This window comes from Bradyrhizobium sp. HKCCYLS20291 (assembly GCF_051167715.1).
In the GTDB taxonomy this organism is placed as follows: Bacteria; Pseudomonadota; Alphaproteobacteria; order Rhizobiales; family Xanthobacteraceae; genus Bradyrhizobium.
In genome coordinates, this window is the sequence record NZ_JBNPTO010000005.1 from 235,890 (window position 1) to 261,196 (window position 25,307).

The following is a 25,307-nucleotide window of genomic DNA, read 5'->3' on the forward strand; positions in this document are numbered from 1 at the left end:
TCACTACCGTGGTCGGACGGCAGGGCTCGGGTTGCGTATGGCGCGGGGACGGAAACAGGGCGGCGGACGCAAGGAGCCGCGATTCGGCCTTGCGGCAGCGATGGCCGACCTGCGTCTCGATCCCAAGGACCGCATTCCGGCCGGCGCGGACGCGCCGAAAAAGTCCACCAAGAAGAAGCCGGTCGAACCGGACGACGAGGACGACGTGCCGGCGCGCGAGCCGAAAGCCACGCCAGCGAAATCGAAGCCTGCCCGAGCCAAGTCGCGCTGGGGGATGTCCATCGGCCGCATGGCCTATTGGGCGCTGGTGTGCGGCCTGTGGGGCGTGATCGCGCTGGTCGGCGTCGTCATCTGGGCTGGCGCGCATCTGCCGCCGATCCAGTCGCTGGAGATTCCGAAGCGGCCGCCGACGATCGAGATCGTGGGTTATGACGGCACCATGCTGGCGCAGCGCGGCGAGATGGCGGGCGCCAATGTCGCGCTGAAGGATCTGCCGCCCTATCTGCCGAAGGCGTTCATCGCCATCGAGGACCGCCGCTTCTTTCAGCATTTCGGCATCGATCCCGTTGGCATCGCCCGCGCCGTGGTCGCAAACATCCTGCATCGCGGCGTGTCGCAGGGCGGCTCGACCCTGACGCAACAGCTTGCCAAGAACCTGTTCCTGACCCAGGAGCGCACGCTCGCCCGCAAGCTGCAGGAGGCCGAGCTCGCGCTGTGGCTGGAGCGCAAATATTCCAAACGCGAGATCCTCGAACTGTATCTGAACCGCGTCTATTTCGGCTCCGGCGCCTATGGCGTCGAGGCGGCGGCGCAGCGCTATTTCGGCAAGTCGGCGCGGCAGGTCACGGTCGGCGAGGCCGCGATGCTCGCCGGACTCGTCAAGTCGCCGTCGCGGCTGGCGCCGAACCGCAATCCGGACGGCGCCGCCAAGCGCGCGCAGACCGTGCTCGCCGCAATGGCTGAGGCGAAGTTCATCACCGACGCCCAGGCGCAGGCCCAGATCGCGCATCCCTCCGTCGCGGTGAAGCCCGCCGGCGCCGGCACCGTCAACTACGTCGCCGACTGGATCGGCGAAGTGCTCGACGATCTCGTCGGCCAGGTCGAGGAGTCGATCATCGTCGAGACCACGATCGATCCGAAGCTGCAGAGCGTGGCGGAGGCCGCCATCATCGACGAGCTCGCCGCCAAGAGCGTCAAGTTCAACGTCAGCCAGGGCGCGCTGGTGGCGATGACACCCGACGGCGCCGTGCGCGCCATGGTGGGGGGGCGCAACTACGCCGACAGCCAGTTCAACCGCGCCGTGACTGCCAAGCGCCAGCCGGGCTCGGCGTTCAAGCCGTTCGTCTATCTCACCGCGATCGAGCAGGGCCTGACGCCGGAGACGGTCCGCCAGGACGCGCCGCTCGATCTGAAGGGCTGGAAGCCGGAGAACTACACCCGCGAATATTTCGGCCCGGTCACGCTGACCCAGGCGCTGGCGATGTCGCTCAACACGGTGGCGGTGCGCGTCGGACTGGAGGTCGGGCCGAAGAACGTGGTGCGCACCGCGCATCGCCTGGGTATCGCCTCCAAGCTCGATCCCAACCCGTCGATCGCGCTCGGCACCTCCGAGGTCTCGATGCTCGAGCTGGTCGGCGCCTATACGCCGTTCTCGAATGGCGGCGTCAGCGTGTCCCCGCATGTGGTGACGCGGATCAAGACGCTGGACGGCAAGCTGCTCTACATGCGCCAGACCGAGCAGCCGGCGCAGGTGATCGAGCCGCGCGCCGCTGCGATGATGAACCAGATGATGCAGGAGACCTTGATCTCGGGCACGGCCAAGAAGGCCGAGATCCCGGGCTGGGTCGCCGCCGGCAAGACCGGCACGAGCCAGGATTTCCGCGACGCCTGGTTCATCGGCTACACCGCGCACCTCGTCACCGGCGTCTGGCTCGGCAATGACGACAACTCGCCGACCAAGAAGGCCACCGGCGGCGGACTGCCGGTCGAGGTCTGGACCCGCTTCATGCGCGCAGCGCATCAGGGCGTGCCGGTCGCCGCTCTGCCGAACGCGCAGGGCTCGGGGCTGGCTCCGACGCTGGCGCAGATCGCTTCGCAGATCACCGCGCCGACGGCCCCTGCCCCCACCGCGGCCTACTCGGCGCGATCAGCGGCGCCGACGAGCCAGGGCCGCGGCAATGTGCGGCCGGAGCCGGCCGCGGGATTGGATGGCTGGCTGGTGGACCGCCTGTTCGGCGGCCAGCGTTGAGCTGAGCTGAGCTGGTTGCGTCACGGGGCAAGGCCGCAGGCCTTGAACCCGAAATGATGATGGAGGCGAGGCTGCAGGACGGAAGCGATGCGGCCCGGCTGACTCAGCCAGCCGCCTTGGCGACCGGACGCGGGGCCGGCTTGGCCGCAGACGGGCCCACCGCCTGCGCCAGAACGCGCCCGACCTGCCGCAGCATCAGGCTCGCGCGGTGTGCGCTGTAGTCGAGCAGCCAGCGGCTGAAGGCGCTGGCGGCCATGGGACGCGCGAACAGGAAGCCCTGCATCGCATCGCAGCCGAGTTCCGCGAGCAGCTTGCGCTGCACCTCGGTCTCGACGCCCTCGGCCACGACGGCCACGTCGAGACTCTGCCCGACCCGGACCACGGCGGTCACGATCGCCCGCGTCCCATTGTCGTTCTCGAAGTTGCGCATGAAGCCGCGGTCGATCTTGAGCTCGTCGATCGGCAGCTGCGCCAGACGGCTCAGGCTAGAATAGCCGGTGCCGAAATCATCCAGCGACATGCCGACGCCCATGTTGCGCAGCTCGCTCATGGTCGCGACGACCGTGGCGCGCTCGTTGAGGATCACGCCCTCGGTGATCTCGAGCATCAGCATCTTCGCCGGCAGGTCATTGGCGGCCAGGATCTGGGCGACGACAGCCGCCAGATTGACGTTCTGGAAATTGATCGGCGACAGGTTCACCGAGATGCAGGGGATGTCGAGGCCGGCGCGGCGCCATGACGCCATCTGCTGGCAGGCCGTCTTGATCGACCACACCCCGATCTGCTCGATCAGGCCGCATTCCTCGGCGAGCGGGATGAACTTGGCGGGCGAGACGTCGCCCAGCACCGGATCGTGCCAGCGCGCCAGCGCCTCGACGCCATGGATGGCGCCGTCGCGGGTGCGAATCTGCGGCTGGTAGTGCAGGGTCAGCGCCTCGCTGGCGATCGCCTCGCGCAGCGCCGTCGAATGCATCAGCCGTTCCTCGGCGAGCTTGTCGATGTCGGCGCTGAAGAAGCGATAGGTGGCGCGGCCGGCCCGCTTGGCCTTGTACATCGCCCCGTCGGCCTGCTTGATCAGGGTCTCGATATCGGTGGCGTTGTCGGGATAGAGGCTGAGCCCCATGCTCGCGGACATCGGCACCTGGCGTTTGCCGATCGTGAGTGGCATCGCCAGCGCCGCGGTGATGCGCGCCGCGGCCAGCGAGGCCTCCAGCGCGTCGCGGTTCTGCAGCACGATGACGAACTCGTCGCCGCCGAGCCGGCCCAGCATGTCGCCGGTGCGGATCTGCGCGCGCAGACGGTTGGCGAAAGCGACCAGGAACTCGTCGCCGGCGGCATGGCCCAGCGTGTCGTTGACGTCCTTGAAATTGTCGGCGTCGAGGAACGCCACGGCGACATGCCCGCCCTCCGGGCACGCCTTGATCGCTTCGGCGATCAGCGAGGGGATGCGGGCGCGATTGGGCAGCCCCGTCAGCATGTCGTGATAGGCGACCTGCGAGATCGTCGACCGCACCTCCTGGCGCTCGATCGCGAGCGAGCCGAGCTGGACGCAGGCGGCGACGATCTGCTCATGCCAGGGACTCGGCCCGCGGCATTCGCGGTAGTAGAAGGCGAAGGTGCCGATGACGCGGCCGTCCTTGCCCTTGATCGGGGTCGACCAGCAGGCGCGCAGGCCCGCTTCGAGTGGTCCGGCCTTGTAGGCCTGCCAGCGCGGATCGTTGTCGATGTCGCGCGACAGCACCGGCTCGCACAAATAGGCGGCGGTTCCGCATGAGCCGACGTCGGGCCCGATCTTGACGCCCTCGAGACCAGCCGAATAGGCCGGCGGCAGGCTGGGGCCGCCGAGCGGGTGCACGTGACCGTCGGAATCGACATGGAGGATCGAGCAGACCACGTCGGGCGCCAGCTCCTCGACCTGACGGCAGAGCTGGTCGGCGATCGTCGTGATCGCGACGTCTGACGCCAGCGACGACATGATCAGCTGCTGCAGCGAACGCAGCTGCTTGGTCTCGCGGATGTCGTTGAGCAGTCCAACCAGGTATTTGACCTTGCCGCCCTGGTTCCGGTGCGCCTTGACGTGGGCCGTTGTCCAGATCTCGCAGCCCGCCTTGTCGTAGATCAGCAGGTCTTCCTCGATGCCCATTTCGCCGACGACGCATTGATTCAGCCGCTCGACTGTCTCCGGCGCGGTGCACGGTCCGACGAGAAGCTTTGTCACGTCGCGGCCAAGCGCCTCGTGCGCGCTGTAGCCGAAGATGCTGGTGAAGGCCGCGTTGGTGTAGAGGACCTTGAGCTCGGGATCGGTGACGACGACGGCACGATTGCTGCGGTCGGCAACCGACATCAGCAATGCGTTCTGCTCGCGAACGGCCACTTCGGCAGAAATGTCCTGAAGGAAGACAACCGACTGCACCGGCGCGTGATCCGCCGCCAGCGCTTGGGCACGGCAGCGCAGCCGGCTCCGCGAGCCGTCCGAGTGTTTGAGCGTCAGTTCGCGCGATTCGGGCTCCTGGTCACCCACATTGGAAGGGTCACCATCGGTGCTCTCCGCCGTCGCAGCGGCCAAGTCAGCCGGCAGGCCGAGGCTCTCCAGATCGGCGCCGATCAAGGTCGCGAGATCGCGACGCAACAGCGCTGATGCGGCAGGATTGGCGTGATGGACCCGGTCGTGCGCGTCGAGGAAGAGAATCGCTTCAGAGGCACGATCGAGCGCGGCCGAGAGCACGTTTGCGAATGCGGCCAGTTGGAACTCGCTTGCAAGCATCGTTCGATTCGAGGCGCGCTGCACGTTCCGAGGGAAACGGCCGGCGCTTTGGTTGCAGCGAACGGCCCGGCGGCTCGCTGGGACGTCACCTGGGGATGAATGACGTCAATCTGGCGAGTGCAGCGTTACAGCCACGTTAAAGCCCCGCTGCAAACGGCTTCATGGCGCGACCTGCACGCGGGAAGGCTTAAGGAATTGATAGTCGTCCCGTGGAGATCGCGCGCATTGCAGTTCCCTGCTGCGAATACAAAATGGCCCGGTCCGCAAGGGCCGGGCCATGTCGTGCCGAAGTCGCGTGCGTCAGTCTTCGACGCCGTAGCGATGCAGGTCGTTGCCGCAGGTGTCGAGCCACTTCTTGGCGCGCTCGACCGAGGAGCAGACCTTGCCGCACACCTTCCAGAACCGCGGCGAGTGGTTCATCTCGATCAGATGCGCCACCTCGTGCGCGGCGAGATAGTCGAGCACGAAGGGCGGCGCCAGGATCAATCGCCACGAGAACGACAGCGAGCCGGCCGAGGTGCACGAGCCCCAGCGGCTCGACTGGTCGCGGATCGACAGCCGCTTGACCTTGACGCCGAGCTGCTCGGCATAGGAATCAGAGGCCTTCTGCAGGTCGCGCCTGGCCTCACGCTTCAGGAAGTCGAGCACGCGGCGCTCGGTGTGCTCGATGCCGCCGGCCACGCACAGGATCTTCTCGCCGCTGTCGCGCGTTTCGGTCCACACCGTGCCGCGCTCACCGGCGCGGTGCACGATCTTATGCGGAACGCCTCGCAACGGCACCACGATGCCCGGCAGGAACGGCGCCGCCTTCGGCAAACGGCCGAGACGCGCCGCGATCCACGCGCCATGACGCTGCGCGAAGTCCTTGGCTTCGATGATGGTGCCGCGGGGAGGCATCGTCAGGATCGCTTCGCGATCCGACGGATGAATTCTCAGGGTATAACGTCGCGCACGACGGTGACGCCGCAATCTAATCGAGTAGATTTGCGAGCCATGCTTGACGAGAAGACGCGAAGGTTCGGCGGGCCGCCGATAGAGTAGCGCGCGAGTGGCCATTTCTGTCAGTCCGGGGGGTAAGAACTCGCCCGGATTTTGCCATATCCACCGCCAGGGAAAGCGCTCGGCGCAAAAACAAATCATTTGCCCAACATACAGGGGCTCGGAGGGTTCCGCACCCTACAGTTTGGGGCTCGCGCGCCGCTGAAATGGCGAATCCTGATTCAAAAGCATCGCTCAAGCAGTGAGGCCACATTCACTGCTTGAGCCACCCGGATTTTCCGGTTTTCAATGTCTCTTCAAAGAGTTAACGCGCAGCCGGATTCGGATGCGCGAGAACGCTCGTTGGTGCTCATTCAGCCGCAATGGTGATGAGCGACTTGGGATCCGCTGCAGACAACATGAAATCGCAGATGCGCGGCACGATCTCCGACTTGAATCGCGATCCATTGAACACGCCGTAGTGCCCGACGCCCGGTTGCACGTAGTGAACGCGGCGATGATCGGGAATCGACGAGCAGAGTCCATGCGTCGCTTCGGTCTGACCGATCCCGGAGATGTCGTCCTTCTCGCCTTCGACAGTCATCAGCGCGACGCGCGTGATCTTCGACGGGTCGACCAGCGCGCCGCGATGGGTCATCTCACCCTTCGGCAGCGCGTGACGGATGAACACCGTCTCCACTGTCTGCAGATAATACTCCGCGGCCAGGTCCATGACGGCGAGATACTCGTCGTAGAAGTCGCGATGCTTGTCGACCTGGTCGCCGTCGCCCTTCACCAGGTTGGCGAACAGCTCCTTGTGGGCGTCGACATGACGGTCGAGGTTCATGCTGATGAAGCCGTTCAGCTGCAGGAAGCCCGGATAGACGTCGCGCATGACGCCCGGGTGCGGGAACGGCACCTTGGTGATGACGTGGTTGCGGAACCAGTCGATGCCGCGCTCCTGGGCGAGATTGTTCACGCCGGTCGGATTGCGCCGCGTGTCGATCGGGCCGCCCATCAGGGTCATCGAGATTGGTGCGAACGGGTCGCGTTCGGCCTCCATGACCGAGACCGCCGCCAGCACCGGCACGGCCGGCTGGCACACCGCCATGACATGCATGTTGGTGCCGAGGAAGCGCAGCATCTCGATGACGTAATCGATATAGTCGTCGAGATCGAAACGTCCTTCGGCCAGCGGCACCATCCGCGCATCGGCCCAGTCGGTGATATAGACCTCGTGGGTCGGCAGGAACGCCTCGACCGTGCCACGCAGCAGGGTCGCGTAATGACCGGACATCGGCGCCACGATGAGCAGCCGGGGCTGCGGCGCGCGCAACGGGCGGATGTGCTTGCGGTCGAAATGAAGCAGCCGGCAGAACGGCTTTTCCCAGATCGAGCGGACCTCGACCGGCGTCCTGACGCCGTTGACCTCGGTTTCGTCAAGGCCCCATTCGGGCTTGCCGTAGCGGCGCGTGGTGCGCTCGAACAGCTCGCAGGCCGCCGCGATCGACTTGCCCATCTCGGTGTGGGCCCAGGGATTGAGCGGGTTCTGAAACAGGATCTTGGTGGCATCGGTGACGGCCCGCGCAGGATTGAGCGAGGCGTGCGCCATCTCGTACATCCAGTACATTGGCGTCGTCAGGATCGGACTGCCTTCTGACGCCAGTGGCGGTGCGCCGCCAAACTCACCTATCGGCATTTCTTGTTCTACCTCTCTGCAGCGCAGCATACTGCCGAATGCGTAATTAAGCGTCAATGCGCTGTGTTACGAGTTCGTGCCTGAAAGCGCCGAAAAGAGCCCGGAAATCCACGGGAAAAGCAATTATTCGCCCGAAGATAGCAGCGATCCGGCGCGACGCGCGCTGCGTAACAGGGCAACGAATGCTGCAAACGACGCCAGCAGCAGGGCAGCATTGAGCCCGAGCGAGGTCAGCATCAGGTCCGAACGGAAGACCTGGTCGGTCAGCAGTGCGCGCATGCCCTCGAACACATAGGTCGGCGGCAGCGACCAGGCGACCAGCTGCAGCCAATGCGGCAGCACCTGCACCGGATAGTACACGCAGGCGAGCGGCATCAGCGCGAACATCAGGGTCCAGACGATGCTCTCGGCGCCGAGGCCGTTGCGCAGCACCAGGCCGGACACGAAGATCCCGACCGCCCAGGAGGTGAAGATCAGGTTGCAGAAGAACGCGACCAGCGGCAGGCCGAGACTGTAGAAGTTGAAATCGAAGAACCACACCGCGATCAGCGTCATCGGGATGATGCCGATGGCCAGCCGGATCAGGCTCATCGTCATCAGCGCCAGCAGGAATTCGATCGGCGTCAACGGGCTCATCATCAGGTTGCCGATGTTGCGCGCCCACATCTCCTCCAGGAAGGAGATCGAGAAGCCGAGCTGACCGCGGAACAGGATGTCCCACAGGATCACGGCGCCGATCAGCGTGCCGCCGGCGCGGGCGAAGAACCCGGCATTCGCCGTGATGTAGGTCTGCAGAAAGCCCCAGGTGATGATCTGCAGGGTCGGCCAGTACATCAGCTCCAAGAGCCGCGGCCACGACGACAGCAGCAGATACCAGTAGCGCAGGATCATCGCGCCGATCCGGTGCGGCGCGATGCGCAAAGACACGTCGTTCATTGTGCGGCCTCCCGGTCGCGGCCGCGGGCGACGTCGAGGAACACCTCTTCCAGGGTCGCGCGATTGTAGCGCGCCATGATCTGGGCCGGACTGTCGTCGTCCTCGATGCGGCCGCGCTTCATGATGATGACCCGGTCGCAGAGGCGCTCGACCTCCAGCATGTTGTGCGAAGCAAGCAGGATGGTCGCGCCGCGGCGCTGGCGATAGCGCTCGAGATGGCCGCGCACCCAGTCCGCGGTGTCGGGATCGAGCGAGGCCGTCGGCTCGTCGAGCAGCAGCAGTTCGGGATCGTTGATCAGCGCCTTGGCCAAGGCTACGCGTGTCTTCTGGCCCGCCGAGAGCTTGCCGCTGGCGCGATCGATGAAGTCGGTGAGGTCGAGCTGGTCGGCGAGCTCGGCGATCCGCTGCTTGAGATGGTCGACCGCATAGAGCCGGCCGAAGATGGTGAGGTTCTGCCGCACCGTGAGCCGCATCGGCATGTCGACATAGGGGCTCTCGAAGTTCATCCGCCCGAGCACGGCGGCGCTCTCGTCGGGCATCTTGTGGCCGAGCACCTCCACGCTGCCGGATGTCGGCTGCACCAGCCCCATGATCATGGCGATGGTCGTGGTCTTGCCGGCGCCGTTGCCGCCGAGCAGCCCGGTGATGCTGCCGCGCCGGATCGTGAAGGAAATGCCGTCGACGGCGGTCGCCGTCTTGTAGATCTTGGTCAGCCGCGCGACGGCGATCGCAGGCGAGCCTGAACCGGAAGCGAACGATGGAGCCTGCGCTGCGTCATCTTGCGTCATGTCGGGAGTTCATTGAGGCATTGTGCCGCAAATCGCAACAGGCCACCAACGGCCAGCCCGATTTGTCGCCGCGTTGTCGCGGCATTAAGTTCCTGCCATGACCGACGCCCTGATCATCGACACGCCCGACACCGACTATCGCCACCCGCGCCAGCGCGTCCGGCTCGACACCATCCTGCGGCTGCGGTGGCTGGCGGCGCTGGGGCAGCTCAGCGCCATCTTCATCGTCGTGCAGGGGCTGGAATTCGACCTGCCTGTGGTCCCCTGCCTCGCCGTGATCAGCGTGTCGGCGCTGCTCAATCTCGCCCTGCAGATCGCCTTCAACCCGATGCAGCTGCTCGAGCCGGCCCATGCCGGCGGCCTGCTCGCACTCAACATCGTCGAGCTGACGGTGCTGCTCTATCTCACCGGCGGGTTGGAGAACCCGTTCTCCTACATGTTCCTGGCCCCGGTGCTGATCGCGGCGACCGCCCTGCCCGTACGCCTCACGATCATGCTCGGGCTGCTTGCGGTCGCCTGCGCCACGGCACTGTTCTTCATGCATCTGCCGCTGCCATGGGAGGGCGAAGAGCCGCTGATCTTCCCGCCGGTGTATCTGTTCGGCGTCTGGCTCTCGATCGCGCTCGCGATCGGCGTCACCAGCCTCTATGCCTTCCAGGTCACCGAGGAGGCGCGCAAGCTGGCGGACGCACTGGCGGCCACCGAGCTGGTGCTGGCGCGCGAGCAGCATTTGACCCAGCTCGACGGCCTTGCCGCAGCCGCCGCCCACGAGCTCGGCACACCGCTCGCCACCATCGTGCTGATCTCGCGCGAGCTGGAGCGCGCGCTGCAGGACAACGGCCAGGTCACCTCCGACATCAAGACGCTGCGCGAGCAGGCCCAGCGCTGCCGCGACATCCTCGGCAAGATCACCCAGCTGTCGTCCACCGGCTCGATGTTCGATCGCATGAAGCTGTCGACGCTGATCGAGGAGACGGTCGCGCCGCATCGCGACTTCGGCGTCGACATCAAGGTGCGGGTCGCCGTGACCGCCACCAAGGAGCCGGTCGGCAGCCGCAATCCGGCGATCCTCTACGGGGTCGGCAACATCCTGGAGAATGCCGTCGACTTCGCGCGCAATACCGTCGAGGTGAACGCGTGGTGGAACAACGAGACCGTCGAGCTCGTGGTCTCGGACGATGGACCCGGCTTCGCCCCGGACATCCTCAAGCGCATCGGCGAGCCGTATTTGTCGCGCCGGCGCAGCGCAGAGGATGCGCAAGGCGGCAACCAGGGCGGCGGACTGGGATTGGGGGTTTTCATCGCCCGGACCTTGCTGGAGCGGACCGGCGCCAAGGTGTCGTTTACCAACCGGACCTTTCCCGACCATGGCGCCGTGGTCCAGATTGCCTGGCCCCGGCGGCGGTTCGAGGCCAGCGAGGACGGCGACGAGGTGGAACCCGAATGACCCTCCGGGCTGCAGCTGGTATACGGAACAGCCTGCGCGGCGTCAGGCCGCAGACTGCGGCAACCAGCGATCTTGGCAGCAAGCCTTGCAGGGACCATATGTCTGCCATGACAGATCGTCTCGCAACATCGAGCCTTCTTCTCAAGGATATGACCGTGGGCGCCATCGCCGAACTGACGAACCATCCGGACCGCACGCTTCTCATCGTCGAGGACGACAAGCCGTTCCTGGAGCGGCTGTCTCGCGCCATGGAGACACGCGGCTTCACCGTGACCTCGTGCGAGAGTGTGGCCGAGGGCATCTCGCAGATCGGCAAGTCCGCGCCGGCCTTCGCAGTCGTCGACCTCAGGCTCGGCGACGGCAACGGCCTCGACGTCGTGTCGGCACTTAAGCGCAAGCGCCCCGAGGCGCGGGCCATCGTGCTGACCGGCTACGGCAACATCGCCACCGCCGTCACCGCCGTGAAGATGGGCGCGGTCGATTATCTCGCCAAGCCGGCGGATGCGGACGACGTTGTCGCGGCGCTGCTGGCGACCACCAGCGAGAAGTCCGAGCTGCCGTCCAACCCGATGTCGGCCGATCGCGTCCGCTGGGAGCACATCCAGCGCATCTATGAGATGTGCAACCGCAACGTCTCGGAGACGGCGCGCCGCCTCAACATGCACCGCCGAACCCTGCAGCGCATTCTCGCCAAGCGCGCGCCGAAGTAGCCGCGGCTCGATCGGGAGTGATCAGTGCGACTTCACGAACGCCTGGAGCGCATGGAACACCGTGCGCCGCTGGTTGCGGCTGCACCAGTTGCGCATCCAGCTGTCCATCTCGGTGAGATCGAGCTTGATCTGCATGCCCTCGTCGCCGCGGGCGGCGTTGACGGCCGAGACATAGCCCATCATCCATTGCTGATATTTCGAGATGCTGTTGACGTACGGACCGTCGGCGCTGCCGATCGCCTTGTAGGTGCCGGGCGGCTGCTCCTCGGCGGCGACGATGAACTTCTCGCAGGAGTCGGCGCCCACGCCGATGACGTAGAACGCCATTTCCTCCGCGCGGACCCCGGTCGCGAAGAGCAGTGTCAACGCCAAGACTACCCGTCGCATCTGTCGTCCCTGTCCGCACCCCTGGGCTGGATACCGTTCGAGTCTTAAGAACGTTTCGCGTTGTTGCGCCTTATGCGGGGCAATTGTCGGGCATCGCGGCGACGCCGGCCCTGAATCGCGAAAAGAGTCGCTTCACGGCAACACCGGGACCCCGACGGCGGCAGCGAGACCTGCCGCGCGCTGCCAACGCCGGTATCTAGTGCTTATGTGACAGCCGTCCGGAGGTCGCTCGCGATCACTCGCCGAGATGGCCCTGCGGGTCGATCAGCCGGTTCATCCGCTGGGCGGCGGCGAGCGCGAAGCGGACCGTCATCAGCTTGCGGGTCGGGGCCGGCAATTTGTGCTCGGGCGCCTCGCAATGCAGGTGGGCGCCATAGGCGTCCGCCACGATCAGCCCGGTGCCCTCGGGGAAGATCTCGCACGGCAGATCCTGGGTGAAGGCGAAGAATAGCCGATCGCAATGCGCCCGGTACTCCTCCCATTTGTGGTCGGCCCGCAAATCCTCCAGCGACGACTTGATCTCGACGATCCAGATCTCGCCGCGCTCGTTCAGCGCCACCAGATCGGCGCGGCGGCCCGACGGCAGCGGCAGTTCGGGGATGGTCGCAAAGCCGAGCGAGCGCAGCAACCGCGACGTGCCGCGCGCGATCGCCAGCGCCGTCTCCGATTGGCGGCGGTCGATGGGAACGAGGCTGATCCTGGCGGCAGGTGAGTCCATGGCCGGAGCATAGCCGATTCCGGCCTGCGCCCAAGCAGGGTCATCGCCCGGCAAAGGGAACCCGACGCCGGCCTTCCGCTTAACCACCGGCCGCCGGCGGGGCGGCGCAACGGGGCGCGCCGCGCATGATCGACGATCTCTGGTACAAGAACGCAGTGTTTTACTGCCTGTCGGTCGGCACCTACATGGATGCCGACGGCGACGGTATCGGCGACTTCAAGGGGCTGACGCGACGGCTCGACTATCTGCACGGCCTCGGCATCACCGCGATCTGGCTGATGCCGTTCCAGCCCTCGCCGCAGCGCGACGACGGCTACGACGTCGCCGACTATTACAACGTCGACCCGCGCTACGGCACGCTCGGCGATTTCGTCCAGTTCACCCATGGCTGCCAGCAGCGTGGCATCCGCGTCATCATCGACCTCGTCGTCAACCACACCTCCGACCAGCATCCGTGGTTCATCGACGCCCGCAGCTCCAAGACGTCGCGCCATCGCGACTGGTATGTGTGGTCGGACAAGAAGCCGGCCAATGCCGACAAGGGCATGGTGTTTCCCGGCGTCCAAAAAACCACCTGGACGCGCGACAAGCAATCGGGCGCGTTCTACTTCCACCGCTTCTACGACTTCCAGCCCGATCTCAACACGTCCAATCCCGAGGTGCAGGCCGAGATCCTGAAGATCATGGGCTTCTGGATCCAGCTCGGCGTCTCCGGCTTCCGCATGGACGCGGTGCCGTTCGTGATCGCGACCAAGGGCGCTGGCGTCAAGAAGCCAGTCGAGCAGTACGACATGCTCAGGATGTTCAGAGAATTCCTGCAATGGCGCCAGGGCGAGGCGATCATCCTCGCCGAAGCCAACGTCTTGCCGGAAACCGACATGCAGTATTTCGGCGACGACGGCGACCGCATGCACATGATGTTCAACTTTCACGTCAACCAGCACCTGTTTTATGCGCTCGCCGCCTCCGACATCCGGCCGCTGGCCAAGGCGCTGCAGGCGACCAAGCCGCGGCCAGCCTCCGCACAATGGGGCCTGTTCCTGCGCAATCACGACGAGCTGGATCTCGGCCGCCTCACCAGGCAACAGCGCGAGGCCGTGTTCGCGGCGTTCGGTCCGGACAAGAGCATGCAGCTCTACGACCGCGGCATCCGCCGCCGGCTAGCGCCGATGCTCGGCGGCGATCGCCGCCGCATCGAGCTTGCCTACAGCCTGATGTTCACCCTGCCCGGCACGCCGGTCATTCGCTACGGTGACGAGCTCGCAATGGGTGACGATCTCGGCCTGCCCGAGCGCAATTGCGCGCGCACGCCGATGCAATGGTCGGCTGAGCCGCATGGCGGCTTCACCAAGTGCGAGACATCGGTTTCACCGGTGATCGATCACGGACCCTATGGCTACGAGCACGTGAACGCGGCCAAGCAGCGGCGCGATCCGAACGCCATGCTGAACTGGACCGAGCGCATCGTCCGAATGCGCAAGGAGGTGCCGGAGATCGGCTGGGGTGATTTTGCCGTCATCGCGACCAAGGACCCGGCCGTGCTGATCATGCGCTACGACTGGCGCAACAATTCGGTGCTGTTCGTGCACAATCTCGATGAGAAGCCTCGCGAGATCACGTTCGATGCCGGCCTGTCTGACGACACCGGAAAGCTGCTGATCAATCTGCTGTCCGAGGACGCCGACGACCGCGGCCGCCACACCATGGTGCTGGAGCCCTACGGCTACCGCTGGTACCGCGTCGGCGGGTTGGACTATCTGCTGCGTCGGAGTGATATCGAGACGGAGAGCCCGGGGAAGCGGGCCAGGAAGACGCTGCGGCGGTGAGCGCAGCAGGCACGCGACCACACAACTTATGAGTTGGCGATGCGGCCTCCTCAAACTCAGTGTCGTCCCGGGCTTGACCCGGGACCCATAATCCCGGGAGACGCTTGAGGCAGGCCGGCAACTCCGAATCGTCGCCACACGACGGCCTGTGGCTATGGGTCCCGGGTCAAGCCCGGGACGACACCGAATTTGAGGCGCCGACGTCGCGCAACAACAACATGCCGCTACGCGCTCCGTCCAATCACCACGCCCTCATTTCCCCGCAGGTCGAGCGTCCCATCGATGCGTTCGCCGTCGCGGTCGAGCCAGGTGGAGAGCAGGATGGTGCCGGCGAGACCGTTTCCCTCTGTCGCGATCGAGACCGGCTCGTCGGCGAGGTTCAGCGCAATCGTGAGCACCTCGCCATTGCCTTCGCGGCGGTAGAGCAGGAGATCGCCCTGTGCCGCCAGCGGCAGGTAGCTGCCGGTGACGAGCACGCGATGCGTCTTCCGCAGGCGGATCAGTGCGCGATACAAATTGAGGATCGAGCGCAGGTCAGCGGAGAGATTGACGACGTTCTCATGGGTGTAGTCGTCCGCTACCGGCAGCCACGGCACGGCTTGCGTGAACCCCGCCTGCGCCAGCGCGCTCCATTGCATCGGCGTGCGGCAGCCGTCGCGGCCGACGCCGATGCCGGGGACGTTTGTCTCGAACGGATCACGCACCTGCTCCGGGCTGATCGCCACCTGATGCATCCCGATCTCGTCGCCATAATACAGCGTCGGCGTGCCGCGCAATGTCAGCAGCAGCATCGCCGCGACGCGGGCCTGCTCCGCGCCGACACGGCTCGCCACCCGCGGGCGATCGTGATTGCCGAGCACCCAGTTCGGCCAGGCGCCCGGCGGCAGCGCGGCCTCGTAGTCGGCGATGATGCGCTCGATGTCGCGCGCATGCCAGGGCGCCGACAGCAGCGCGAAGTTGAACGGCAGATGCGCGCCGCCGAGATCCTTGCCGTAATAGGTCATCAGCCGCTCGAGCGGCAGATAGATCTCGCCGATCAGCACGCGGTCGTCGAATTCATCGACCACGGCGCGCATCTCGGCGACGACCTCGTGCACCTCCGGCTGATCGGCGGAATACCGCGACAGGATCTGCTCATGCGGCGGCCTTTCGCCGTGATAGTCGGGATTGGCGGGGTTGTCGCGAAACTCGGCGTCCTTGATCAGATGCCAGATCACGTCGACGCGAAAACCGTCGACGCCCTTGCGCAGCCAGAACCGCATCACGTTGTAGACGGCCGCGCGCACCGCCGGGTTGCGCCAGTTCAGGTCCGGCTGCTGCGCCAGGAACGCGTGGTAGTAGTACTGTCCCGTATCCTTGTCGAACTGCCACGCGCTGCCGCCGAATTCCGACAGCCAGTTGTTGGGCGGGCCGCCATCGGCAGCGGGATCGCGCCAGATGTACCAGTCGCGATGCGGATCGTCGCGCGACTGCCGCGCCTGCAGGAACCACGGATGCTGATCGGAGGTGTGGTTCGGCACGAGATCGAGGATCAGCTTGAGCCCACCGTCATGCGCGGCCTTCACCAGCGCATCGAAATCCTCCATCGTGCCGAACAAGGGATCGATGCCGGTGTAGTCGGCGATGTCGTAGCCGAAATCGGCCATCGGCGAAGTGAAGATCGGGGACAGCCAGATCGCGTCGACGCCGAGCGTCATCAGATAGGGCAGCCGATGGATGATGCCGGTGATGTCGCCGACCCCGTCGCCGTCGCTGTCCTGGAACGAACGCGGATAGATCTGGTAGAAAATCCCCTCGCGCCACCAGGCGCCACGCTCCGTCATCGCTCGTCCTTGCACTCGCACCGTGCGGCCCAACGCAGGAACCGGCGGCAGGTTCAGAAGCCAACCTCAGTGGCCGCGGCTTCAAGCCCCCGCGCAGCGATCTTTTCGCTTGGCGCAATGCGAAAAATCGGCATGCTGCCGCCATGACCGAGCAGAACCAGACCAAGGCGAAGGCCGGCGCGATGATCGTGCCCGTCACGCCGTTCGAGCAGAACTGCACCCTCCTGTGGTGCGAGGCGACCAGGAAGGCGATCTTGATCGATCCCGGCGGCGACGTGCCGAACATCCAGGCGGCGATTGCGCAGGCCAATGTCACCGTCGAGAAGATCTGGCTGACCCACGGCCACATCGATCATGTCGGCGGCGCGGCCGATCTGCGCGATGCGTTGAAGGTGCCGATCGAGGGCCCGCATATCGCCGACAAGTTCCTGCTCGACAACGTCGTCGCCAGCGGCGCGCGCTTCGGCATCACGGGCGTGCGTGACTTCACGCCGGACCGCTGGCTGGAGGAAGGCGACACCGTCGAGATCGGCGAGCTCGTGTTCGACATCCTGCATTGCCCGGGACATTCGCCCGGCAGCGTCGTGTTCTTCAACAAGGCGATGCGCTTCGCCCATGTCGGCGACGTGCTGTTCAACGGTTCGGTCGGCCGCACCGATCTGCCCGGCGGCAGCCATGAGACGCTGATGCGCTCGATCAAGGACAAGCTGCTGCCGCTCGGCGACGACATCGGTTTCATTTGCGGCCACGGCGCCGGCTCGAGCTTTGGCCAGGAGCGGATGACGAACCCGTTCCTCACCGGCATGGCTTGATCGTCAGGCACGTCATTCCGGGGCAGCCCGCAGGGCTGAACCCGAATGACGGCTTCAAAACAATCGCCCGCGCGTGTGAGCTTATTTCAGCCCCACGGCCCTCAGCGCGCGGTTGATGACGGCGGCGACGTCGATGACGCGGCGGCGCTTCGCGGCCGGCGGCGGCGCGATCGGAGGGGGCGCAGCCTTCAGCGCAGCGACCGGCGGATCGGCGGGCGTCATGTCGATGGCCTTGGTCACCGCGGGCTTGTCCGCCACGGGCTTGGTCACCGCAGCCTTGGCCACAGCGGGCTTGGCGACCACCGGCGGCTTCACTTCAGCTGGCGCAACGGCCGGCGCTGCGCTCACGGCCTTGCTCTCGCCCGGCAGCGACACGCTCGCCACCGGCTCGGCCTTGCGCTTCGGCGGCCGCGCCGCGGAGCGGTTCGGCTTGGCGCGTGCGGGCCGCGGCTGCGCAGGCTTGTTCGGCTGCGCGGGCTTGGGCGACTTGGCCGGCACCGTCTCCACCGCAGCCGCCTTCGCCTCGGCCGGTGCGCCGGCCGGCGCATCGTCCGGCCCGCGCAGCAGCTTCGTCAGCGTCGGCAGCGCCGAAATCGGCGACACCTCGGGAATGAGCTTCGTGCTCGGCGACGTCACCGCCGGCTTCGGCTGCCGGATCCAGTCGGTGACGCCGAAGAATTTTGCGATCATGTAGGACGAGGAGATGCCGGCCTCGAGCAGGAACGGCCCCGCCTTGCCGTAGCGCTTGTCGTTGGCCGCGACGCCGATCGGCGTGCCATGCGACATGTTGGTGATGGTGAAGGATTCCACCACCGTCACGCCGTCGGCATCCCACCACTGCTCATGCGGATAGCCGTTCACGTTGTTCGCGGCCATCGGCGCCAGCGGCAGGTGGTGCAGGTCGAGCCACTGCTTGACGATCTCGCCGGCATTGTCCGGATGCACCGTGTAGTCGGCGGTGCCGTGCCACACCGACAGTCTTGGCCATCTGCCGCGATGGTCCGTGGCGCGGCGGACGAGATCGCCAAGCTCGCCGGCAGGGCGCGCCGGCGGCATCCGCATCTGCAGGATCGCATCGCGCATGTTGCGGGCGGCGCCGAACGGCAGTCCGGCGATGACGGCGCCGGCCGCGAACAATTCCGGATGCGCCGACAGCATCGCCATCGTCATCGCGCCGCCGGCCGACAGGCCGGTGACGAAGATCCGGCCGGGATCGATGGCGCAATCGGCGACCATGCGCGCGATCATCTCGCGGATCGAGGCGACCTCGCCCTGGCCGCGGGTGATGTCCTCGGACTGAAACCAGTTGAAGCAGCGCTGCGGATTGTTGATGCGCTGCTGCTCCGGCATCAGCAGCGCGAAGCCGAAATGCTTCGCCAGCGTCGACCAGCCGGCGCCGAGATCGTAGTCGGCCGCGCCCTGCGAGCAGCCATGCAGCACGACGACGAGCGGCAGCAGCGGCTGACGCTGCGCCGGCACATAGGCGAACATCTTCAGGCGGCCGGGATTGTCGCCGAAGCCCTCGACTTCGATCAGCGGACACTCGGGCACCGAACGCGGCTGACGGTGGAAATCGAATCCCGTGATGCCGTTCAGCTCGCGCAGCCGTCGCAAATACTCAACATTTTCAGCGAGGGACAACGGCAGCTCCTTGGCAGTCACATCTTCACGTCGGGATCGTCACGTCGAGGTCGTCACGTCGAGGTCGTCACGTCAGCGCCGATCAAACCCACCATCACCCAGATGGTTGCTGCAGCGCAAAAGAAAAAGCCCGCGTGAACGCGGACGGCAGCAATTTGATTGCGAATTTCGTTCGCGCTGCGATCAAAATGCCACGCCGAGGCGGCACTTCACGCAGCAATCACCGAAAAACGAACCAGGTACTCTCGAGATCGCGGACAGGGTGAGCACGAACGATCACGCAACTGCTTTAGGCTCACGGTCCTGGATTGAAGCCGCACGCATCGCCGTTCGAATCGCGATCTCGTTTCCCAGTGTGCGCAGCGATCGGCGATCCGTAAACAACAAATGGCAGGCATGCACGGCTCTCTTAGAGGCAGCAAGATGATTGCTTCCGCACGGGGCGCCAACTAGCCTGATGCGCAAACAACAACGACATTCCGCTGGGAGAAAACAACATGGCGCGCCTGAAGTTCGGAGCCTTCCTCGCTCCGCATCATCCGATCGGCGAGCATCCGATGCTGCAATTTCGCCGCGACCTCGATCTCGTCTCGCAGCTCGACGAGCTCGGCTATGACGAGTTCTGGTGCGGCGAGCATCATTCGAGCGGTTGGGAGACGATCGCCTCGCCGGAGATGTTCCTCGCCGCCGCCGGCGAGCGCACCAAGCGCATCAAGCTCGGCACCGGCGTCATCTCGCTGCCCTATCATCATCCCTACAACGTCGCGCAGCGCATGGTGCAGCTCGATCACATGACCGGCGGCCGCGCCATCTTCGGCTCCGGTCCCGGCGCGCTGGCCTCCGATGCGCACACGCTCGGCATCGATCCGATGACCCAGCGAGACCGCCAGGACGAGGCGATCGCGATCATCCGCCGGCTGTTCAACGGCGAGCGCGTCACCGCCAAGAGCGACTGGTTCACGATGAACGACGCCGCGCTGCAGATCCTGCCGCTGCAGGAGGAGATGCCATTCGTCGTGGCCTCGCAGATCTCGCCGTCGGGCATGACGCTCGCCGGCAAATACGGCATCGGCATCATCTCGCTCGGCTCGATGTCGACGCAGGGCCTGATGGCGCTGCCGCAGCAATGGGAGTTCGCCGAGGACGCCGCGAAGAAGCACGGCACCCATGTGAGCCGCGCGAACTGGCGCGTGCTGCTGTCGTGGCACATCGCCGAGAGCCGCGAGCAGGCGCGCCGCGAGGCCGGCCCCGGACTGATGCGCTGGCACAACGAGTATACCGTCGGCACCCTGATGCGGCCCGGCCTCAAGCCGTTCGACTCGCCCGATGAAGCCGTTGACAAGACCGCGTTCGTCGAGGGCGCGGCGTCGACGATCGGCACGCCCGACGATCTGGTCAAGACCATCAAGAATTTGATGCAGGTGTCCGGTGGCGTCGGCCATATCATCGGCTTCGTGCACGACTGGGCCAACCCGGAGAACACGCGGCGCAGCTGGGACATGGTCGCGCGCTACGTCGTGCCGGAGATCAACGGCTACATCGACGGGCTGCGCCGCTCGCAGAAATTCGTCATCGAGAACCGCGCCATCTTCGAGCGCGCCGGCCAGGCCGTGATGGCCAAGATCATGGACAACGACAAGGCCGCCGCCGCGCTGTCGCAGACCGGCCCGGGCCGCGTCGCGATCCCCGCGGTGAACGCGCCGGACCTGCAGGAGGCCGCAGCGAAGCGGCGGGGATGAAAGAACGTAGGAACGTAGGGCGGATTAGCGCAGCGTAATCCGCCGCCCCAAGCGAAGCTGGTCATGCCTATCTCAAAACGACACGAAGACTGACGGCGGATTACGCTGCGCTAATCCGCCCTACGCAGCTTCACTGTCATTAGCTACTCGTCATGCCCGGGCTTGACCCGGGCATCCACGTCCATCCCCCATGTCGAACGGCGTGGATGGCGGGACAGGCCCGGCCATGACGGCGATGATGGGTGGACGCAAAGCATTGAGCGTACGGCCGGCGAGCGCCGAGGAGAGCCTCACCTCACCGCAGCGACCAGCTTGCCGCAGTCGGCGATGGTCGCGATCTGCTTCAGGGTCTCGCGCAGCGCCGGCAGGTCGACGGGCTTCTGGAATTGCGGATAGACCACGAGTCCGAGAACCGTTGCGAGCCGGACATGCTCTTCGCGGGTGCCGTCCTCGGCGCCGCTGATGAAGATCACCGGGGTGCGTGATTTCAGCTCGTTGAGCAGCAGCAGGACGTCAGCGCCGCAGCGATCACCGAGCGACAGGTCGAGCGTGATGCAGTCGAACGTCCGTTGGCGCAGCAGCTCGGCGGCCGCGTCGACCGTCTCAACGCAGGTCGCCTCGTAGCCGCATTGCGCGGCAATCTTTCGCAGAATCGAGAGATGCACCTCAGTATCCTCGATCACCAGCAACTGATTGCTCATGGCTTTGCCCTCGTTGCCATCTGGCCAGACGTCCAGGTCCGGCTGTTGGTAAGGCGGCGGCAATGGCCGTGGGGTAAAGATTTGAGCCCGTAGATCTACGGAGCCGCGGGCGGAACGGGCGCCTCCCAGTCTACGACGATCTCGCCGGAGGCTTCGCCAGATCGTCGAGGATGACGCAGTCCGGTCCTGGCCCGCCGCAGCAGGACGCATCACAATCGGCGACGAAGGCGGCCATGCTGCGCTCCAACGCCTTCAACTCGACGAGCTTGGCCCTGACAGCGTCGAGATGCGTCTGCGCGAGATCGCGCGCGCCGACGCACGAGCTCGCCGGATTGCGAACCAGCGCCATGAGCTCGCGCACCTGGTCGATCGAGAAGCCGAAGGCGCGGCAGCGCCGGATGAAGGTGAGGCTCCGGACATCGCCCTCGCCATAGATGCGCTGATTGCCGGGCTGCCGGCCGGCCGACGGCAACAGCCCGATCTCCTCGTAATAGCGGATGGTCGGCGCATTGGTGCCCGTGAGCTTCGCCAGGGCTCCGATCTTCAGGGACTTCATCACGGCCGATCCATGCTCGAATTCGCGCTTGAAGCTCAAGTTACTTGAGCCTGTACGGTCGCGGCAACTCACATCAAGGAGACGCCGATGTCGATCGCCGAAGCCCCCATGATTGCCTGCACGCTGACGTCAGGAGCGATGAAGGACCGCATGGCGCGGATCGCCGCCCTCAACCGTGACGCGCTGCTGCATCATGAGCGCGACGATCTCGTGCTGCGGCTGACCTACGCGCCCGGCGCATGGCCGCACGTGCAGCGTCTCGTCGAGGCCGAGCAGAGCTGCTGCGCCTTCCTCGCCTTTGATCTGCAGCAATCGCCGGACGCGCTGCAGCTGACGATCACGGCGCCGGAGCGCGCGCGCGAGGCGGCGGATGCGCTGTTCGAGACGTTCCTGACCAGCGCGCCGGCATCGCCGGACCCGGCATCGTCCTGCGCATGTGCGGCAGCCGAGCGGCCAAAAGCGAAGCTGCTCGGCGCGCGGGCGGCCGGCGCCACCGCCATGACCCTTGCGACCGGCGCCGTCGCATGCGGGGCCTGCTGCGTGCTGCCGTTCACGCTGCCCGCGGCCGTGCTCGCCGGCAGCGGCTCGCTGCTGTCGACCTTGGTGAACCTGCATTGGTGGATGACGGGGCTTGCGGTGCTGGCGGTGACGGGCGCGTGGGGATGGCTCGCCTGGCAGGTCCGCCGCACCGGACTGAGACCGGCGAGGACGACTCTTGTGGCGTTGAGCGCATCGACGCTGTTCATGACGGTTGCGCTGCTGTGGCCGCTGATCGACAAGCCGCTGATCCGCGCGCTGCGCGTCTAGCTGACGAGATCGCGTGACCTTCGAATGGCCGCGATGGCGCGGGGGATGCCGACCATCATGAGGACCGCACTGATCTACATCGGCGCAGCCATCACCGAGATCGGCGGCTGCTTCGCCGTCTGGGGCTGGCTGCGCCTGGGCCGACCTGCGTGGTGGCTGCTTCCCGGACTGCTCTCGCTCACGGCCTTCGCGTCCCTGCTGACGCTGGCGGACAGCGATGCCGCAGGCCGCGCCTACGCCGCCTATGGCGGAATCTACATCGCCGCGTCGCTCGCCTGGCTATGGACGATCGAAGGCGCGCGCCCGGACAATTGGGACATCACGGGCGCCGGCGTCTGCCTGATCGGCGCGGCGCTCATTCTATGGGGGCCGCGAGGCTGATGGGCGCCAATAGCAGCCTGCCTGACAGCAAATCGTCCCGGCGAACCCGGCGAGGCGCCGCCGTCCGTCGGACCCGACACGCTAAACTCTGACGCTCCAAATCGTCTCGGGCAAGCACCGTATCCCGCCGGCAACATTGCGAGCTTTTTGGCCCGACTGCCCGCAATTGAATTGCCACCCTCATTGCGACAAGCGATGGTTGCCGCGATGGCGGCGAATGGACGTCGCGCGCTGGGGCGAAGCATGGCAAAATCTGGGGCTGCGGGGCTTTTAGCGGTACTGGCGGGAGCCGTGCTCGCGGGCTCAGCGCTTGCGGCCGATCTGCCCGTCAAGGCACCAACCGCCATGGCTGCGCCGACATGGACCGGCGCCTACGCCGGCGCGTCGATCGGCGTCCGTTGGGCCGACAATTATTGGCGAACCAGCGACGTCGCTCCGAACTTCGTTGGCGTGTTCGTGCCAACGGCGGGCACCGGCGGAAGCATCGACAGCCTGGCGGCCAGGATCGGCGGCTATCTCGGCGTCAATTGGCAGTTCGCACCGACATGGGTCGCAGGCCTCGAAGGCGACTTCGGCTGGGCCGATAACAAGAAGACGGCGAATCCCCAGCCTGGAACCACGGGTCTGTTCTTCGGCGCTCCGCTGCTCGGCCTTCCCCCAGCCACGGTGAAGGACACCTGGGACGGCAGCCTGCGCGCCCGGCTCGGCTATCTGGTTGCGCCGAACACGCTGCTCTATGGCAGCGGCGGCGTGGCGTGGCAGCGTGTCGAGCTGAACGCGAGTTGCGCCGTCGTCGCAGGCAACAGCTTCTGCGCCGGTAATCCGCACAACGACACCTTCGCCTCGACCCGGCTCGGCTGGACCGTCGGCGGCGGCGTCGAACACATGATCGGCGGCCACTGGCTGGTGCGCGCCGACTATCGCTACGCCGATTTCGGCACCTGGACTCAACAGTTCTTCACCGTCGGCGGCGTCGGTATCGGCTTCGACGACCGCTTCACCGCGCATGTCACGACGCGAACTCATACGGCAACGGTCGGGCTGGCCTACAAGTTCTGACGCGCGGTCGCACCTGAACAACGGAAAAGCGTAGGGTGGGCAAAGCGACGCCGAGAGGCGGCGCGTGCCCACCATCGGGCGACGAAATCCTCAGCGCCACGGTGGGCACGGCTCGCTGATCGAGGTGAGCACGATTGAACAACGGGGACCGAGGCTTGGCTGCAAGCCGCCCGAACGCTAACTTGTAGCGCCATGCCCGTTGCCAACCCTCCGCTCGCTCCACAGCCGCCCGCTCCCTTGTCTTCATCAAGGACACGATCAAGCGCTTCTATGGCGACGACGCAATCGTGCGCAATTTCGGCGCTGATCCGGCCCGCATGGAACTACACGTCGAAACGAGCCAGGACATCGGACTGGCGCACTATGACTGCTGCGGCATCCTGATGACCCGAATCGACCGCGATCAAATTGCAGTTAAGGTCACGCGGCGAGGCCGACGGGTGAGCGGGCGGGCCAAGCTCGCCTATCGCCAAGGCGTCGTGCTTTGAAGACTGCGGCTCGAGGCGAACCGACGCCCCGCCCAGCCGGGCATGCACCCCTGACCAACCGTCACGAGGATTTCTTAACCCGTGCCCGCTAGGCTCGGCGAGTCGAGCAGCGCCCGCTGGGGACCGCTCGCGCGTTTGGCAAGTGTGTTAGCCCGCCGTCCCGACCCGGCGGGCTTTTCCGTGGGAAAGGCCGTCAATGTCACTCTCGTCAGCCAAGAACTACGCGCTGCGCGCCGAACGGTCGCAGGATCCCAAGGAGGCCGCCGACCTCCTCGCCAAGGCGATCCTCGAGCTCGCTGCCTCGATCGAGGCCACCGATGCCAAGGTGAAGAAGATCAACAAATCGGGCTGATGGTCTTGCCCGGAAGGTCAGGCGACCCGACGGGCAAATCGCTTCCAGCCGAACGCCTTTGCAAAACGCGAAACGTCGTCGCGCCGACCTGCCGATCGCCGGTTGACCGCCATTCTACGGTGCGCGCAGAAACTCATTTCGCGAACCGCCTCAATCACATCACCCCTGTCCAGTCCTGCGCGCAAAAATATTCTTCTTTTGTTTTTCCGAATCGCGCCTATTTTCGCGCCGTCCCGCCTCGGCAAGAGGGGCGCATCGCGATCGTCACGACGCGCGAGGTGGGACGCGGTGGCCGCGATCGTGCCGCAGCGGGCCCTTGGGCTCGCGGACGAACGGCTGGTTGCGGACGTGAAGACGCGTGGTCCTGGCGCCCCGACGCTGGCGCTAAGCCTTTGGGTGATGTCGATGCCCTCAGGCGACGGTGGCTAACAAGCCGGACACCGGGGA

The 25,307-nt window shown here is 65.9% G+C and carries 22 protein-coding genes; 11 read left to right on the plus strand and 11 right to left on the minus strand.

What is annotated here, in order from left to right:
* Nucleotides 1-37: 37 nt before the first annotated feature.
* Nucleotides 38-2,248 carry a transglycosylase domain-containing protein gene (locus ACQR07_RS14005; RefSeq protein ID WP_434902855.1) on the plus strand — a complete coding sequence of 737 codons (2,211 nt, stop codon included), beginning with the start codon at nt 38-40 and terminating at the stop codon, nt 2,246-2,248.
* A 103-nt stretch (nt 2,249-2,351) separates the two neighbouring features.
* Here the strand turns inward: ACQR07_RS14005 and ACQR07_RS14010 are convergent, their stop codons facing one another.
* From ACQR07_RS14010 to ACQR07_RS14030, 5 genes are all read right to left on the minus strand, one after another.
* The gene (locus tag ACQR07_RS14010) at nt 2,352-5,012 is read right to left on the minus strand and encodes an EAL domain-containing protein (protein WP_434902856.1); all 2,661 of its coding nucleotides are present in this window, start codon (nt 5,010-5,012) and stop codon (nt 2,352-2,354) included.
* A gap of 300 nt (nt 5,013-5,312) precedes the next feature.
* The gene (locus ACQR07_RS14015; protein WP_434865208.1) at nt 5,313-6,152 is read right to left on the minus strand and encodes a M48 family metallopeptidase; all 840 of its coding nucleotides are present in this window, start codon (nt 6,150-6,152) and stop codon (nt 5,313-5,315) included.
* Between the two features lie 208 nt (nt 6,153-6,360).
* Complete coding sequence (locus tag ACQR07_RS14020; protein ID WP_434902857.1) at nt 6,361-7,689, minus strand: polyhydroxyalkanoate depolymerase; 1,329 nt, start codon at nt 7,687-7,689, stop codon at nt 6,361-6,363.
* A 123-nt stretch (nt 7,690-7,812) separates the two neighbouring features.
* Nucleotides 7,813-8,625, minus strand: a complete 813-nt coding sequence (locus tag ACQR07_RS14025) for an ABC transporter permease (RefSeq protein ID WP_434902858.1) — start codon at nt 8,623-8,625, stop codon at nt 7,813-7,815.
* Nucleotides 8,622-9,413: an ABC transporter ATP-binding protein gene (locus ACQR07_RS14030; RefSeq protein ID WP_434902859.1), complete on the minus strand. Its 792-nt coding sequence runs from the start codon at nt 9,411-9,413 to the stop codon at nt 8,622-8,624. The genes ACQR07_RS14025 and ACQR07_RS14030 overlap by 4 nt, the downstream gene beginning before the upstream one ends.
* Nucleotides 9,414-9,510: 97 nt before the next feature.
* Here ACQR07_RS14030 and ACQR07_RS14035 point away from each other — a divergent pair, with 97 nt between their 5' ends.
* Nucleotides 9,511-10,860: an ActS/PrrB/RegB family redox-sensitive histidine kinase gene (locus ACQR07_RS14035; RefSeq protein WP_434902860.1), complete on the plus strand. Its 1,350-nt coding sequence runs from the start codon at nt 9,511-9,513 to the stop codon at nt 10,858-10,860.
* A gap of 155 nt (nt 10,861-11,015) precedes the next feature.
* Nucleotides 11,016-11,570, plus strand: a complete 555-nt coding sequence (locus ACQR07_RS14040) for an ActR/PrrA/RegA family redox response regulator transcription factor (protein WP_434902861.1) — start codon at nt 11,016-11,018, stop codon at nt 11,568-11,570.
* Between the two features lie 21 nt (nt 11,571-11,591).
* Here ACQR07_RS14040 and ACQR07_RS14045 read toward each other — a convergent pair whose 3' ends face one another.
* Complete coding sequence (locus ACQR07_RS14045; protein WP_434902862.1) at nt 11,592-11,957, minus strand: hypothetical protein; 366 nt, start codon at nt 11,955-11,957, stop codon at nt 11,592-11,594.
* A 235-nt stretch (nt 11,958-12,192) separates the two neighbouring features.
* Complete coding sequence (locus ACQR07_RS14050; protein WP_434902863.1) at nt 12,193-12,675, minus strand: MmcB family DNA repair protein; 483 nt, start codon at nt 12,673-12,675, stop codon at nt 12,193-12,195.
* Between the two features lie 125 nt (nt 12,676-12,800).
* Here ACQR07_RS14050 and ACQR07_RS14055 point away from each other — a divergent pair, with 125 nt between their 5' ends.
* Entirely contained in the window at nt 12,801-14,501 is a 1,701-nt protein-coding gene (locus ACQR07_RS14055; RefSeq protein WP_434902864.1) for an alpha-amylase family protein, read from the plus strand.
* 224 nt (nt 14,502-14,725) lie between these two features.
* Here ACQR07_RS14055 and ACQR07_RS14060 read toward each other — a convergent pair whose 3' ends face one another.
* Nucleotides 14,726-16,324, minus strand: coding sequence for an alpha-amylase family glycosyl hydrolase (locus ACQR07_RS14060; protein WP_434902865.1), 1,599 nt, complete (start codon nt 16,322-16,324; stop codon nt 14,726-14,728).
* 143 nt (nt 16,325-16,467) lie between these two features.
* Between ACQR07_RS14060 and ACQR07_RS14065 the strand changes: the two genes are divergently transcribed.
* The gene (locus tag ACQR07_RS14065; protein WP_434902866.1) at nt 16,468-17,136 is read left to right on the plus strand and encodes an MBL fold metallo-hydrolase; all 669 of its coding nucleotides are present in this window, start codon (nt 16,468-16,470) and stop codon (nt 17,134-17,136) included.
* Between the two features lie 81 nt (nt 17,137-17,217).
* On the opposite strand, the gene ACQR07_RS14070 is transcribed toward ACQR07_RS14065, so the two are convergent.
* Nucleotides 17,218-18,777, minus strand: a complete 1,560-nt coding sequence (locus ACQR07_RS14070; protein WP_434902867.1) for an extracellular catalytic domain type 1 short-chain-length polyhydroxyalkanoate depolymerase — start codon at nt 18,775-18,777, stop codon at nt 17,218-17,220.
* Between the two features lie 497 nt (nt 18,778-19,274).
* On the opposite strand from ACQR07_RS14070, the gene ACQR07_RS14075 reads away from it, so the two are divergent.
* Nucleotides 19,275-20,516 carry an LLM class flavin-dependent oxidoreductase gene (locus tag ACQR07_RS14075; RefSeq protein WP_434902868.1) on the plus strand — a complete coding sequence of 414 codons (1,242 nt, stop codon included), beginning with the start codon at nt 19,275-19,277 and terminating at the stop codon, nt 20,514-20,516.
* Between the two features lie 290 nt (nt 20,517-20,806).
* On the opposite strand, the gene ACQR07_RS14080 is transcribed toward ACQR07_RS14075, so the two are convergent.
* Together ACQR07_RS14080 and ACQR07_RS14085 are read right to left on the minus strand one after the other, a co-directional pair.
* Nucleotides 20,807-21,217: a response regulator gene (locus ACQR07_RS14080; protein ID WP_434902869.1), complete on the minus strand. Its 411-nt coding sequence runs from the start codon at nt 21,215-21,217 to the stop codon at nt 20,807-20,809.
* A gap of 130 nt (nt 21,218-21,347) precedes the next feature.
* Nucleotides 21,348-21,773: a MerR family transcriptional regulator gene (locus ACQR07_RS14085; RefSeq protein ID WP_434902870.1), complete on the minus strand. Its 426-nt coding sequence runs from the start codon at nt 21,771-21,773 to the stop codon at nt 21,348-21,350.
* 87 nt (nt 21,774-21,860) lie between these two features.
* Here ACQR07_RS14085 and ACQR07_RS14090 point away from each other — a divergent pair, with 87 nt between their 5' ends.
* The 5 genes from ACQR07_RS14090 to ACQR07_RS14110 all read left to right on the plus strand — a co-directional run bounded on the left by ACQR07_RS14090 (nt 21,861) and on the right by ACQR07_RS14110 (nt 24,860).
* Nucleotides 21,861-22,580, plus strand: a complete 720-nt coding sequence (locus ACQR07_RS14090) for a hypothetical protein (RefSeq protein ID WP_434902871.1) — start codon at nt 21,861-21,863, stop codon at nt 22,578-22,580.
* A 57-nt stretch (nt 22,581-22,637) separates the two neighbouring features.
* Nucleotides 22,638-22,961, plus strand: coding sequence for a YnfA family protein (locus ACQR07_RS14095; RefSeq protein ID WP_434902872.1), 324 nt, complete (start codon nt 22,638-22,640; stop codon nt 22,959-22,961).
* Between the two features lie 345 nt (nt 22,962-23,306).
* Complete coding sequence (locus ACQR07_RS14100) at nt 23,307-24,020, plus strand: outer membrane protein (RefSeq protein WP_434902873.1); 714 nt, start codon at nt 23,307-23,309, stop codon at nt 24,018-24,020.
* Nucleotides 24,021-24,307: 287 nt separating this feature from the next.
* The gene (locus tag ACQR07_RS14105) at nt 24,308-24,508 is read left to right on the plus strand and encodes a hypothetical protein (RefSeq protein WP_434902874.1); all 201 of its coding nucleotides are present in this window, start codon (nt 24,308-24,310) and stop codon (nt 24,506-24,508) included.
* 196 nt (nt 24,509-24,704) lie between these two features.
* Nucleotides 24,705-24,860, plus strand: a complete 156-nt coding sequence (locus ACQR07_RS14110) for a hypothetical protein (protein WP_006610278.1) — start codon at nt 24,705-24,707, stop codon at nt 24,858-24,860.
* Nucleotides 24,861-25,307: the final 447 nt, after the last annotated feature.